The organism is Sporosarcina psychrophila (assembly GCF_001590685.1).
Taxonomy (GTDB): domain Bacteria; phylum Bacillota; class Bacilli; order Bacillales_A; family Planococcaceae; genus Sporosarcina; species Sporosarcina psychrophila.
Genome location: NZ_CP014616.1, coordinates 4,244,283 through 4,257,635 on the forward strand (window position 1 = coordinate 4,244,283; position 13,353 = coordinate 4,257,635).

A 13,353-nucleotide genomic window follows, 5' to 3' on the forward strand; every position below is an offset into this window, starting at 1 on the left:
AAGGCGCTCTTTGCCTTTAACTTAAGGACTGAAGCGACAGAGGAAGGCAGCTTAGAATCGCGACATCCTGTCGCAAAAGCTGCATGACCCACGTCCTGTGGGCCCAGGGGCTAGGCGCTGGAGTCTAGACACTAGGTTAAAAAACTTATACTTTCTAACTTTTAAAAAAGCTGAGGTGTTTTTCTGATGAACAAACGTCAAGTAGAAACAGCAATCATGGAACTCAAAATGGACTATATCAGTTTGCAAGGTGATATCGAGAAGCTAGAATCGACCGGTAATGACAGCTTCGTCAAGAAAGCGGAACTGCGTCTTGCAACGTTGGAAGAAAGCCTCGCGGAACTGAACAAGCAACTTGCTGAATTTGAATGAACAAAAAGGCTATCCGGGACAAAGGATAGCCTTTTTGTTATGCATTTTTCCACGTCTGTTGATTAACCATCTATTTGCATAAAATACTGGTGAGTAGGGCTTGGAAGAATCCATTTTCACTGGATCATTTCCGGTTCGCTTTCGGCGAACTAATCACGACATATTTACCGTGAGTCATGTGTGGCTAGAAGTGACTCAGTCATTTCTAGCCACACTTTTTTCGGTAACCCTGTTGCGAATAGTTGCCTGTCGTGTACCTACAATGTTCAAGTGAAAAATGCAGTTATGTTTGAAAGAAGCGAATAGATAACTTTCTATAGGGATTGTAAATGCCCGAAGATACAATTTCGGGCACTCTTGCACGTTAACAATGCGTTCCTTGCTTACTATTAGCAAAGAGTATGCATGTAATCATGTGTTATTTTATAGAAAGTAACACTTCTTTACTAGTAAAAATGAGCAAACCCTAAAGAATATTTCAGCCGCCAAAATTGCATCTTTGGCGGCTTTTATCTAGGTAGATGCCCCTCTATTCTTTCGTCCAAAAAAGCTTTAGCACTTCGTGTACTGATCTATTTGGTGCGCAACGGATGAAGGAACACCATACGATTAACGACAAAGTCGCATCCCTACATATCCAGACATCTCGGTAATCGTATAGAAGTCATCCAATCCAAAGCAATCCAAAATCGCCTATACACGTAGCGACCTGTTAGTGTTCATGTTATTCACTGGTTACTTTTTGGTATTCAACAAGTGTGGCATTTTTCCATTCGACTATAACTGCTGGCAAACCGACTATATATCCTATCTAACCAACTATATCAACTCAAAAACCAGCCATAAAATTATTGCCCACCTCAATAAGTCGTCATTTTCAACAATTTCTGTAAACCATAAATACCTCGTTGGAAGAAAGTGAATCCATCTTGAAATTCTTCCACGTCAAGCGTGTACAGCGCATCCTCATTGTTCCATAGTCTACTAAAGTATGTGTCTATCTCTTTAGTTAACTCGCTGTCATTCGGAGCAATGATCCGCAGATTGGCTTCTAGATTATAATTATCGAGCGTGCGCTCAGTTAAATTAGCAGAGCCGTTCGCAATATAGGTTTCCTTAGCTGTCTGAACAACCACGAGTTTTGTATGGTATTGACCAATAACCGTATTGTACCAGCGAACATCAATTTTCCCATCCGTTTCTTCCAGCATCTCCTGTACAACCGGCCTGTTCGGCAATCCAGACTTTTCTTTACCGAAGGAGTTTTCATTCGGGTCTAAAATCATTTTCACATCGACGCCGCGGTTCGCAGCATCGATAAGTGCATTGACAAGATCACGTTTTGCAATGAAGAACATCCCAATTCGAATTGTATCCCCTTCTTGCGCTTTCGCAATATCTCCAAGAAGCCCATCCAAGATTTTCTTCTCCGTCAAATATTGGACGGCATAGTTTCCCCCGTTTTGTTCCGGCACTTCTACGCGTGGTAATTTTCCACCATTCGTATAGTTGACGACCGCTTCTTCCGCCTCTAAAATATCGTTCAGTACACTGCCTTTCACCTTCAATGCCACATTACCGTGAAAACCGCTAGCGTTATGCGGATTTCCTGATGATACCAGTGCTTCTTTATCTGTTACAACGGTCTTGCGGTGGTTCGCCTTGACATTCAGTAACGTAATGTAAGAAGCCAACGTCATTTTAGGTGCTTCGCTTGACATAGCGTTTGCAATCCAGCTCGTTTTCTCAATATCCAACCAGCGGAATATCGTCCTGTATAAACCAGAATAAACTGGAATTGAATCGCGGAGCGGATCCAAATCAGTGTAGATGACTTCGATTCCCGCATCTTCCATCTTTGTGAACCATTTTGTTTCATAAGAACCGTATCCTGTATTCAACGGATCTGTAATAAAAATAATCGGCATATCAGGATGTTGCTGTTTTTTCTCCACCAGTTTCTTTGTCATTGTTTGTGCGATTTTCGGGAATTCTATGTCTTCATCGTAATAATGATCGAATAGGAAATAATCGAGCACGATAAATTGCTCAGCCCGGTCGATCATCGCGTAGACTTCATCGAAAATCGCCAACTCATGCACCATACTGTCCCCGTCTTTGTTTTGTGCATAGGTCAAGTCCGTAAACATATCAACTTCGTCCGTCCAGTGCAAATCACCTTCGTATGAAATGCCTTCGGGGAGTTTTTTAAATGTATTCAGTAAAACAACACCTATATAAAAAAGAGCATACACTGACAGCACTATCACAATAATTCGCTTGCGTTTGCTCCAGCCTTTCTTTTTGTTCTTTTTCAACACACAACCATCCCCATTCAAACATACCAATCTATTTATCTAATTTCCCTCTATTACTTTTTTACAAACAAAAAACACAGCCTCCTTTGGCTGCGCTCTTATGCAGTGACGTATTCGTGCACTGCTGTATCTGCAATCATCAGTTCTTTCAAATACTTTTTCGCGCGGAATAGCCGTGATTTAACCGTACCAATTGAGACCTTCATTACTTCTGCAATCTCAATCAAAGAATATTGATGTACATAGAAATACTCAATTGTTTTTCTGTAAATAACATCAAGTTCACCAATTTTTTGCTGAACAATTGATTGAATGTCATTTTGCTCTAGCAATTCCGCAGGTGTCAAACTATCACTCGGAACAAGATCAAGAATCGGCACATCGAGCGTTTCCGGCTGGTTCATCACATGCTTGCTTCTTCTGACATCTTTGCGGTAACGATCTCGGAATGTGTTCATACAGATTGTTGTAAGCCATGCTTTCATATGGTCGACACTATCCATCCGATCGTTGTAGCGAACGACTTTCACCCATACATCTTGCATAAGATCTTCTGCTTCCTCTTTATTACGTGTTAATTTAAGACATAAATGATATATGTAACGGCCATATTCTTCATACAACCCATTTAGATTTTTGTTCATAACATAACGCCCCCGTCTTCTACCTGTTGTTCTCATTATCGGCAATCGGGACCTTTCAAACCATCGTATTCTCTTTCAGTATACTTACAAACGTGTAAGCTTGAAAAGCGAAAGGCGCCTTCTAGACGCGACAGGCATAAGTCGACCCAGCGACGTGGCGCTCTTTGCCACACAGCTGGGTTGCTTATGACTCAAGCGGCTGGCGCCTGGAGCTAGACATTGAAAAGCGCAAGGCATCTTTCGAAGGAATGCATCCTGTGAACCACCATGTATCGAACGCCGGACACTAGACAAAAAATATCCCCGTAACGTAACCGTTTTACTCGATTACAGGGATATGCATGTTAATCAGTTTATACCTTCACTGATTGTAATTGTCATACGGATAATCCGGTTGCGTTCCATCTCCTCGATTTCAAAACGCAGATGATCGTATGTAAAGCGTTCGCCTTCTTCTGGAACGTGACCAAGCTCTTGCAGTACAAATCCTCCAAGCGTCTCATGATCCATTGGCAATTCAATATCGAGTAACTCCATCGCATCCACGATTTCAAGCCTGCCATGACAGATTAACCTAGTATCAGTCTTTTCATAGACAAGTTCTTCTTCATCATCATCTGTCTCATCCTCAATGTCCTGGCCAATCATTTCTTCGATAATATCTTCATGCGTTATCATACCTAGCGTTCCACCGTATTCATCCAGAACGATTGCCATATGTTTCTTTTTCGACAGCATCATTTTGAATACTTTTTCAACGCTAGCAGACTGCACTACGTAAAACGTATTGCGGTCAATTAAATCACCAAGAGTCTGTTCAGGATCAATCGACCATTTGATTAACATTTTCGAATAAAATACACCTAAAATCGTATCCATACTTTCTTCGTAGACAGGATAACGCGTGTAAGAATGCTCCAAAATTGTGTCGCGAACTTCTTCATACGTCGCTTCAATCGGTAATCCGATGATATCCATACGATGAGTTTCAAGGACGTCGGACACATCTTTTTCCGCAAAGTCGAGTACTTCCTTCAACCGATTCGATTCGTCCATCTCAAACGTTCCTTCTATAGAAGCAATGTCAACCATCGAACGGAGGTCATCTTTTGTGAGCGTAGCTTTCGTTACAGCCCCTTTCGAGATGATGCGGATGAATATATTTGTGAAAAGACCAAGTAAAGCCGTCAAAGGTGTTAGTAACTTCACAAGCAGTGTAATTGACGGTGTAACCATATAAGCGACTCGCTCGGAAAAAGTCGCTGCAATCGTTTTTGGCAATACTTCGCCGAAGACAATGATAATAACTGTCAGAATTCCGGTCCAGATTCCGACGCTTAGCCCCTTGTCGATTGCTATCATTGTAACTAAAGTTGGCATTAGAATATTCGCAGTATTATTCCCGATAAGTATTGCTGTAATCATACGGTCCGGTTTCGAAATCAGTTTCTGCAGCTTAATCGCATGCCTGTCTCCCTGATCTGCTCGAAACTGGACCTTTCTCCTGTTTACTGCTGTAAGTGCTGTTTCACTTCCTGACAAGTAAAAAGACAGGAATAAAGATAATCCAAGTGCGATAAACAAAAGCGATTCCTCCCGGAAATAATTTCATATTTATATATTCAGCCAATTAATAACTTTCAAACAGCATACCATATTATTCATATTTGCGTTCGTCTTTCTTACTCACTATCTACATCATCTGCTATACTATTTCTATTCACGAAATTATTTGAAATGAGGGATTGTGTTGAATCATTTAGAGACGCTTGACGAGTATTTTAAAGAACAACGGGACGAACATCTTGGACAATTAAAAGACTTCCTCCGTATTCCAAGTATTAGTGCTTTATCCGAACATAAAAACGATATGCAACAGGCTGCTGAGTGGTTGCTGAATTCATTCAAAGAAGCAGGACTTGAAAACCTTTCAATCGACGAAACAGACGGACAGCCTGTTGTTTACGGCGATTGGCTCCACGCAGAAGGAAAACCGACAATTCTAGTCTATGGTCATTACGACGTCCAGCCGGTTGACCCGCTGAATTTATGGGAAACTGGACCATTCGAACCCGAAGTTCGTGATAACAAATTATATGCGCGCGGCGCCAGTGATGATAAAGGACAAGTATTCATGCATGTGAAAGCCGTTGAAGCACTTATGCAAAAGACAGGCGGTTTACCAGTCAATGTGAAGTTCATCATTGAAGGTGAAGAAGAGATTGGCAGTCCAAATCTCGAAAAATACATTGAGGCCAACAAAGACAAGCTCGCGGCTGACGTCATCGTCATTTCTGATACAGGCATGCAAGGACCTGGACAACCTGCAGTTTGCTACGGACTTCGAGGTCTGTGCGGCGTACAAATCGACGTGCAAGGTGCGAAAAGCGATCTTCACTCCGGCTTATATGGTGGAGGCGTCCAAAACCCGATTCATGCGCTTGCAGAAGTTCTCGCCTCGTTCCGTGACAAAGAAGGAACGATTGCAATTGAAGGGTTTTACGACAATGTCCGTCCTCTATTGGATGAAGAGCGCGAAGCCTACCAAGCACTTGGCTTCAATGAAGATGAACTGAAAGAAGAAATTGGCGTGACAGAACTGTTCGGAGAAAGAGGATATTCACACCTTGAGCGTACATGGACTCGTCCTACGCTTGAAGTGAACGGCGTATTTGGCGGATTTTCAGGCGAAGGCATTAAAACCGTACTGCCAGCTGAAGCAGGCGCGAAAATTACATGCCGTTTAGTTCCTGACCAAGATCCAGACGAAATCATTGAGAAATTGAATGCGCATATCGAAAAACATAAACCAGTAGGCGTAACTGTAACAGTCACCGAATTCGATAAAGGGAAACCGTTCATCACACCGTTCGATCATCCTGCAATCCAAGCTGCAGGACGTTCGTACGAAAAGGTTTACAATGTACCAACTGCCTATACACGTGGTGGCGGATCAATTCCAATCGTTGCAGCATTTGATGAAATACTAGAATTACCCGTCGTCTTGATGGGCTTCGGACTTGCGTCAGAAAACTTCCACGCACCGAACGAACACTTCCATTTGGAAAACTTCGACCAAGGACTACGTGTCATCGGCGATTATTATTATGAAATTGCAGGCTTTGAGAAAGATGAATTGAAAAAGTGATACGTGTGCCGGATCCTTCTTGTGAGGGTCCGGTTTTTTAGAACTTAACAACACTTTCAATTAAGTTAACAACGCCTAAATGCAACTTAACAACGCTTCTGTCTAACTTAACAACGCACGGGTCGCTCAACACCACCGATATAGAACTGCAAAAAAGCCCGAATCGCATTATCAAATGCAATCCGAGCAAAAATTACTTCAATACCATTATGCTTCTTCGATTTCCTCACCGTAATACGTGACAAATTCTTCAAGCGGTTTACGTGGACGAGCCTTTGGTCTTTCGTCATAATAACCAAATTGAAGCATACTGATAATGCGTTCACCTGGTTTAACGCCAAGTTCTTCTCTGAATTTCGGGTTATCCAGGAAGCCAGGTGTTTTCCAGCATGTTCCGATTCCTTTATCCCATGCGAGCAGCATGGTGTTCTGAACAAACATGCTTGCCGCTGCATAATCTTCTAGACGTTCTTTCTGACGAGGGTCCTCAGGGACAATAACAAATGCAACTGCACCCGGTCCTGTGAATTTCTTCATTTGTTTCTCAAGCTCTTCTTCCGAAAGTTCTTTCCATTTCGGTACACCATATTCACGTAAAATATCGAGGAATTTCACATATCCCTTATCAGCAGCTACAACAAAGCGCCACGGATTTCGATTGCCATGATTTGGTGCCCATGCCGCATCTTCAAGTATTTCGGCAATATTTTCCGGATCAACCGGCTGACCGTTAAAGTTCTTTATTGAACGACGCGTAATAATCGCATCTCTGACAGATAAAGCTTGCTCATTCATAACTCATTTCCCCTTTACACATACTTCTTCTATTATACCTTAACCATTGATTTTTAGCGAAGCTGCCTAAATTTCGACATATTTAGTGTTTTCTAAATATGTTCTTATTACTTTTCATGGTATAGTAATAGTAGCGTATATTATAGTGATAAAGGATGATTTTAATCATGATAAAAAAGCCAATTGCGTGGATTGTAGACAGCACAGCATACATTTCAGAGGAACTTCGTCAACACCCAGACTTCTTTTCAGTACCTTTAAATATACATTTCGGTGAAAAACAATTTGTTGATGGTGTAGACTTGAATCCTCAGCAACTTTACGAGAAAATCAAGAACGCTAAAGAATTCCCAAAATCATCACAACCTTCTGCGGGCGCATTTGCTGAACGTTACAAGGTTATTGCGGAACAGTACGAGCAAGCAATTGCTGTTCATGTGTCCGGTAAAATGAGTGGGACACTTGCTTCCTCTATAGCAGGCTCAGAAATTTCGGGATTCCCTGTTACATTCATCGATTCACTTTCCTTATCCTATGGGGTCACAGGATTAATCGAACGGGGCATAGAAATGCAAGACGAAGGTGCAACTGTTCCAGAAATTGAAGCGCAGCTTAAGAAAATGGCTGGCACAATGCATAACTATATCCTAATGGGACAGCTTGAACAATTGTACAAAGGCGGCAGAATGAGCGCTGCACAATTTTTCATTGGGAGCTTGTTGAAAGTAAAACCAATTGTCCACATTACGCCCGAAGGTGAATTACAACCAGTAGACAAAGTGCGTTCCGAGAAAAAAGCACTTCAATACTTGGTCGACAAAGTAGTCGCTGGCCACCATCCAGGCCGAACGAAAATTCATTTAATGCAAGGCAATGTCTTAGAACAGGCAGAGCATTTGAAAACTCTCATCACGGAACAAATACCTGATCTCGAAGTGAATATTGGAGATATTAGCTCCGTCCTTGCGGTTCATGCCGGCGAGGGAACGCTCGCTGTTCTATGGTTTGACTGAACAAACAAAAGCGCTAGAGTCTAGACAGTAAAAAAAGCAGTCCATCTTAAGTTGACGGACTGCTTTTTTACGATTACATTCGCAACTATAGTCATCATGAAAACTGGTCATTAATTTTAAAAAAGATGTACTTTGCATTTGGCGAAAACATATATGAATCTTTGTATGCCCAGAAACGATACTGTGCGTCGAACGTATGTGCATTAACGAGTGGTGCTGAGCCATCTTTTGCGGTGACGATGGTCGAATGATCGAATCTGCCATCACCTTCAAAATCGTAGACAATGACATCCCCTAGCCCTAATTCTTCAGCTGATGAAACTTGTGTTGCAGTTAATCCTTTTTTCGAACCCGCTAAATACCAACGCAACGAATGCGACGTCGACCAACTGAAACTCCACGTTCCTCCACGCAGCCACCAGCCTCTTTCGCGATTCGGGTAACCATGCATTGGTGCTCCCCCCGCAAGCAAACATTGTGAAATGAAATTCGTACAATCTACATCGAATGATGGAAATGCCGGATTGCGGCCATTCCACCACTGGTTTGCATAGCGAACAGCCGCTTCCCTGTTGTACATGATCAAACCCCTCCTTATTCCATCGTATGAATAGAACAAAGTAGGAATGCCTTTCTGACAAATTGTAGCGCCTTTATTTCATCTAAAAAGTTCATTTAAGCTCCACGGAAATATCTCCATTGATGTAGTTCGGATACGCTTGAAAGTATACTTTTAATAGACTTTCATTATAATTCTTTGTGAAATTGATCGATGAATATTGATATTCTTCATCTCTCCAACTACTTGAACTATTAGACTCAACCTTTTGCCCATCCCCATTTTCAGCTGTAAAAAACAAGAAGTAGCCAAATTCTTCTGCTAGCGGGAATCTTGCTTCTATCGTGTTCTGAGTCATTTTTGTCACTTCAATTTTCCCATCAGAAGGTTGCATGATGACCTCCTGTTTTTGAAGATCAACAAGAAGATAGGACTCGTCTTTCGGCAATGCCTGCATCTTATTAAATTTAAAATATAGCTTATTAGGTTGTTCAAAGTAATTGCTCTGCAAATAGAAAGTTTGCTCATTGTCACTAAAACCAAGTCCAGTCGTACCATTTTGAATGCTACTCCACACTTCCCCTTTTTCATCTTCAATCCGCATATCCATAAAGTTCAATATCTTCATGGAGTTCGGTTCATCAAAAAACACTTTCACTTCCACACGTAATGGATAGATTGTAATCTCTTGAATCGTCATTTTTTGACCTTCAACTTCGACCACTTTGTCGAGCGCAAAAACTTTTCCTTTCTTCACTTCTTTCGGCAGCGTAAAAGGAAGGGAAAAAGCCGTTTCCTTTTCATTATCCAATTGAAGTTCCAGTACAAAGTCCTGCGTATCAAAGGATTGTTTTGCTAAGAATAATACTTCTATTATGTCTTCTTTTCTATTTTCATGCCGTTGATTTGGATTATTGTATGATACTGTGCCAGGTGGAACTACCTCGCCATTATGATAAAGTTCGATTTTTTTATAATCGAGTACTTCGATGGAATAAGGCGCTTCAAGTGTATAAGAAATGACGATTCCACTTTCATCCAGTATGACGCCGTTGATGGTAAGCGTTAAACCATCCTTCATCTGACTGGCATGGACAGTCTGATAATAATCGTTATCCATAATCGCCTGTAACCCTTTGTCGTATTGAATGTATTCTACAAGTTTTCCCATTCCAGGAATCGAAGCGATCGCATTCGCAAAGGCCGGTGACACCCGGATGGACGTTATGAATGCGAGTAAAAATACTGCAGCGATAGCAACCGTCCAAAGTGATTTTCGACGTTTTTGGCGTTTCGCCCGCCACTCTGAATTGGCAATTAAGAATCCACTCTGAATCGCGTCATTCAACTGCTCATTTGGAATTGGAAATTCTTCTAATTTCGACCTAACTTCCCGCAATTGCTTTTCTTCGTTTTCAAACATGGTCCACATCCCCTTTTTCAGAAAGAAAACTTCGTAATGTCCGCAATGTTTTATGAAGCCTAGACTTGACGGTCCCTTCAGGAATACTTTCAATTACGGCAATATCCTTAATCTTGATATCTTGAAAATACATGAGGTGAATTAATCGTTGCTCGACCTCTGATAATGTTGCAATTGCCTCCTCAATTTCAAGATATGTATAATCCATTTCACTTCCAAATTCATCTAATTTATCGCTTTGAACATTTTGTTTTTTCTTCCTCAACTGATCCTGACAATAGTTCATCATAATCCGTATTAGCCACGTTTTTACATACCTCGGTTCTTTCATAGTGTGAATTTTTTTATATGCGCGAACCGTCACTTCCTGTAGCGCTTCAACGGAGTCATGCTCATTTTTCAAGAAAGCAATAGCCGTTCGATAAAGCGGTTCTTTATATAGATGGATGATTTCCAAAAATGCTTGCTCATCGCGTTTAATCGCTCGTTTAGCAAGGTCAACTTCATTCACAATGCCACCCCATTTCCACCGTTCCTACTCATTAGACACACAAAGATGGAAAAAGTTCATTTATATTAAAAAAAGCGCCAAACTTATGCAAGTTAATTGCATGAGTTTGACGCCTTTTAACTATCCAATAAAGTTGAAGCACAAAAAAATTAGTGGTTCAGTACTTTGGATAAGAAATTCTTCGCGCGTTCGGAGTCTGGGTTCGTAAAGAATTTTGATGGTGGAGCCTTTTCTACAATTTTCCCCTCCGCCATAAAGACAATTTCGTCGCAAATTTCTTTGGCGAAGCCCATTTCATGTGTAACGACGACCATCGTCATGCCATCGTGTGCCAATTTACGAATCGCATCAAGCACTTCTGTCACCATTTCCGGATCGAGTGCGGATGTCGGTTCGTCGAATAGCATTACTTGTGGATCCATGGCGAGCGACCGTGCAATAGCTACACGTTGCTGTTGTCCACCAGAAAGCCGACCAGGATATGCATCGAATTTGTCGCCAAGGCCTAAAGAGATAAGCAATTCTTTCCCTTTCTTGTCCGCTGCCTCTTTATTCATCCCTTTTACCTTCAAGAGTGCTATTGTCACGTTTTGAAGCGCTGTCAAAAATGGATACAAGTTGAAATTCTGAAATACAAATCCGATATTAATGCGCGCTTTGTTAATATTCGTTTTTTTATCGTGAATAGAAACGCCATCCACAATGATTTCGCCATTATCAATAGGTTCTAGCGCATTCAATGTCCGAATGAGCGTTGATTTCCCGGCACCACTCGGTCCAATAAGTGCGATTACATTGGATTTCGGTACTTCAAGTGATATATCCGTTAGTACTTGATGAGCACCAAAGGATTTATTAACATTTTTAATGGTAATCATAAAAAACACTCCTTCATAACAAGCTTACACTCAGTTCTCGCGCGATAAAAGTCGTTTCTCAAAATATCGTATAATCATCGACATACTGAACGTCATAATTAAATAAACGATCGCGACAAATGTCCATATTTCTAGCGAGCGGAACGATGTTGCGACAAGATTTTTTGCATTCAACGTTAAATCCGTCGCTGCAATGACTGACACAAGAGAAGAGTCTTTAACTAAAATGATAAACTGTGATGCCAAAGGAGGTAACACTCGTCGAAACGCTTGTGGTAAAACGATATATCGCATTGCATTCGTGTGGGACATGCCCGATGAACGCGCAGCCTCCATTTGTCCTTTTGGTACTGCTTGAATTCCCGAGCGAACAATTTCTGCGATAAACGCCCCCGAAAAAATAGCAAGGCCTAAAATGGCAGACCAATAAGATCCAAGTCTAACGAATTGACCAAGTACAAAAAATATCCAAAATAGAAGAACAAGTAATGGTACACCGCGCATCACTTCCACATAGATAGAGGAAATAAGTCGAAAGAATTTGTTTCTTGAAATACGTCCTAGTCCAAAAATGATTCCTATGGGTATAGCAATCAGAAGCGCTATCGCTGAAATTTCCAACGTTTTCAACGCTCCATCAATAAATATATCCATATTGTTTGTTATAATACTCCAGTCATAATTATAGCCGCCCATTTAATTTCCCCCTCTGAAATTGAAGAAGTGGTTATTCTTCTACGACTTCATTCAACCAATCGCTTGTTTCAAACCACTTATTTCTTGAAGCCAATTCAGCTGGGCTATCAATATAGTTCGCTAAAAATGAGTTAAGCCACAAAATTGTTTCAATGTCATTTTTCTTTACTGCAATTCCTAAATTTTCTGAAGAAATTAGGCCTTCGACAGCTCTGACTTGATCGCCATTGCGAAGTTTCCATACAGCGATGGCAGGTTCGTCATAAAGAACAGCATCTGCTTGCCCTTGCGCCATTGCTGTTGCAGCAGATGGGAATTCTTCAAAATCCATTATTTCAGCATTTTTGAAAAGATCTTTCGCTAAGAGTGCCCCAGTTGTTCCAATACCAACTGCAATTTTTTTCCCTTTCACATCAAGTTCTTCCCAAGACTTCGTCGAAGTATCTTTGGCAGGAACCATAAGGGCTTGGCCAGTCTTATAATATGGGTTGGAAAAACTGACAACAAGTGCTCGGTCTCCTCGGATTGTCATACCTGCAAGAATCATGTCGATTTCTCCCGTTTGAAGTGCCGGAACAAGTCCGTCAAATGTGAATTGTTTATACTCCACATCTACTTTTAACCATTCACCAATAGCATTTGCAGTATCAACGTCATAGCCTACAAAATCACCATTTGGATCTTTCATGTCAAACGGGAAGTACCCTGGCGACATCCCAATTACTAGCTTCTTGTTTTTCGCCACGTTTTGCAGAGTCGAGTTTTCTGTAGTGACGCCCCCAGCATCTTTACTACACCCTGCAACAAGTAGAACTGCAATCATTAATGTCGCTGTTAACCACTTTTTCATTGTTTTTCATCCCCCTTTAGTATTATGTAAATAACATTCACCCATTCTGATGAATTATGTAAAGTATAAAGTAACGCTATTAATCTGTCTACAAGAATAATTAAATTATTCTAACCATTTATATACAATAAATTAATGTATTTGTT

Annotated in this window: 13 protein-coding genes; 3 read left to right on the top strand and 10 right to left on the bottom strand. The window is 41.1% G+C overall.

The features are described 5' to 3' along the window. Positions 1–186: 186 nt before the first annotated feature. Complete coding sequence (locus AZE41_RS19865; protein ID WP_067213302.1) at positions 187–372, top strand: SE1832 family protein; 186 nt, start codon at positions 187–189, stop codon at positions 370–372. Between the two features lie 860 nt (positions 373–1,232). On the opposite strand, the gene AZE41_RS19870 is transcribed toward AZE41_RS19865, so the two are convergent. From AZE41_RS19870 to AZE41_RS19880, 3 genes are all read right to left on the bottom strand, one after another. After that, the gene (locus AZE41_RS19870; protein WP_067214081.1) at positions 1,233–2,690 is read right to left on the bottom strand and encodes a phospholipase D family protein; all 1,458 of its coding nucleotides are present in this window, start codon (positions 2,688–2,690) and stop codon (positions 1,233–1,235) included. Positions 2,691–2,788: 98 nt separating this feature from the next. Beyond that, a complete protein-coding gene (locus AZE41_RS19875; RefSeq protein WP_067213306.1) occupies positions 2,789–3,334 on the bottom strand; it encodes an RNA polymerase sigma factor in 546 nt (181 codons plus the stop codon). A 348-nt stretch (positions 3,335–3,682) separates the two neighbouring features. Next, positions 3,683–4,918, bottom strand: coding sequence for a hemolysin family protein (locus AZE41_RS19880; RefSeq protein ID WP_067213309.1), 1,236 nt, complete (start codon positions 4,916–4,918; stop codon positions 3,683–3,685). 166 nt (positions 4,919–5,084) lie between these two features. On the opposite strand from AZE41_RS19880, the gene AZE41_RS19885 reads away from it, so the two are divergent. After that, on the top strand, positions 5,085–6,482 hold the full coding sequence (locus AZE41_RS19885) for a dipeptidase (protein WP_067213311.1): 1,398 nt from the start codon (positions 5,085–5,087) through the stop codon (positions 6,480–6,482). Positions 6,483–6,689: 207 nt separating this feature from the next. Here the strand turns inward: AZE41_RS19885 and AZE41_RS19890 are convergent, their stop codons facing one another. Continuing rightward, positions 6,690–7,277, bottom strand: a complete 588-nt coding sequence (locus AZE41_RS19890; RefSeq protein ID WP_067213314.1) for a nitroreductase family protein — start codon at positions 7,275–7,277, stop codon at positions 6,690–6,692. 167 nt (positions 7,278–7,444) lie between these two features. Between AZE41_RS19890 and AZE41_RS19895 the strand changes: the two genes are divergently transcribed. Further along, complete coding sequence (locus AZE41_RS19895; RefSeq protein ID WP_187046033.1) at positions 7,445–8,290, top strand: DegV family protein; 846 nt, start codon at positions 7,445–7,447, stop codon at positions 8,288–8,290. A gap of 94 nt (positions 8,291–8,384) precedes the next feature. Here the strand turns inward: AZE41_RS19895 and AZE41_RS19900 are convergent, their stop codons facing one another. From AZE41_RS19900 to AZE41_RS19925, 6 genes are all read right to left on the bottom strand, one after another. Continuing rightward, complete coding sequence (locus AZE41_RS19900) at positions 8,385–8,870, bottom strand: amidase domain-containing protein (RefSeq protein ID WP_067213317.1); 486 nt, start codon at positions 8,868–8,870, stop codon at positions 8,385–8,387. A gap of 91 nt (positions 8,871–8,961) precedes the next feature. Further along, positions 8,962–10,272: a DUF4179 domain-containing protein gene (locus AZE41_RS19905; RefSeq protein ID WP_067213319.1), complete on the bottom strand. Its 1,311-nt coding sequence runs from the start codon at positions 10,270–10,272 to the stop codon at positions 8,962–8,964. Then, the gene (locus AZE41_RS19910) at positions 10,265–10,783 is read right to left on the bottom strand and encodes a sigma-70 family RNA polymerase sigma factor (RefSeq protein WP_067213322.1); all 519 of its coding nucleotides are present in this window, start codon (positions 10,781–10,783) and stop codon (positions 10,265–10,267) included. The genes AZE41_RS19905 and AZE41_RS19910 overlap by 8 nt, the downstream gene beginning before the upstream one ends. A gap of 149 nt (positions 10,784–10,932) precedes the next feature. Continuing rightward, positions 10,933–11,661: an amino acid ABC transporter ATP-binding protein gene (locus AZE41_RS19915; protein ID WP_067213323.1), complete on the bottom strand. Its 729-nt coding sequence runs from the start codon at positions 11,659–11,661 to the stop codon at positions 10,933–10,935. 30 nt (positions 11,662–11,691) lie between these two features. Beyond that, a complete protein-coding gene (locus tag AZE41_RS19920; protein WP_067213326.1) occupies positions 11,692–12,357 on the bottom strand; it encodes an amino acid ABC transporter permease in 666 nt (221 codons plus the stop codon). 31 nt (positions 12,358–12,388) lie between these two features. After that, positions 12,389–13,207 carry a transporter substrate-binding domain-containing protein gene (locus tag AZE41_RS19925; RefSeq protein WP_082786746.1) on the bottom strand — a complete coding sequence of 273 codons (819 nt, stop codon included), beginning with the start codon at positions 13,205–13,207 and terminating at the stop codon, positions 12,389–12,391. Positions 13,208–13,353: the final 146 nt, after the last annotated feature.

Coding starts and splice junctions, on each gene's coding strand:
- AZE41_RS19890 (WP_067213314.1), bottom strand. CDS start 7,277: ATGAATGAGCAAGCTTTATCTGTCAGAGATGCGATTATTACGCGTCGT.
- AZE41_RS19875 (WP_067213306.1), bottom strand. CDS start 3,334: ATGAACAAAAATCTAAATGGGTTGTATGAAGAATATGGCCGTTACATA.
- AZE41_RS19920 (WP_067213326.1), bottom strand. CDS start 12,357: ATGGGCGGCTATAATTATGACTGGAGTATTATAACAAACAATATGGAT.
- AZE41_RS19865 (WP_067213302.1), top strand. CDS start 187: ATGAACAAACGTCAAGTAGAAACAGCAATCATGGAACTCAAAATGGAC.
- AZE41_RS19900 (WP_067213317.1), bottom strand. CDS start 8,870: ATGTACAACAGGGAAGCGGCTGTTCGCTATGCAAACCAGTGGTGGAAT.
- AZE41_RS19915 (WP_067213323.1), bottom strand. CDS start 11,661: ATGATTACCATTAAAAATGTTAATAAATCCTTTGGTGCTCATCAAGTA.
- AZE41_RS19905 (WP_067213319.1), bottom strand. CDS start 10,272: ATGTTTGAAAACGAAGAAAAGCAATTGCGGGAAGTTAGGTCGAAATTA.
- AZE41_RS19895 (WP_187046033.1), top strand. CDS start 7,445: ATGATAAAAAAGCCAATTGCGTGGATTGTAGACAGCACAGCATACATT.
- AZE41_RS19925 (WP_082786746.1), bottom strand. CDS start 13,207: ATGAAAAAGTGGTTAACAGCGACATTAATGATTGCAGTTCTACTTGTT.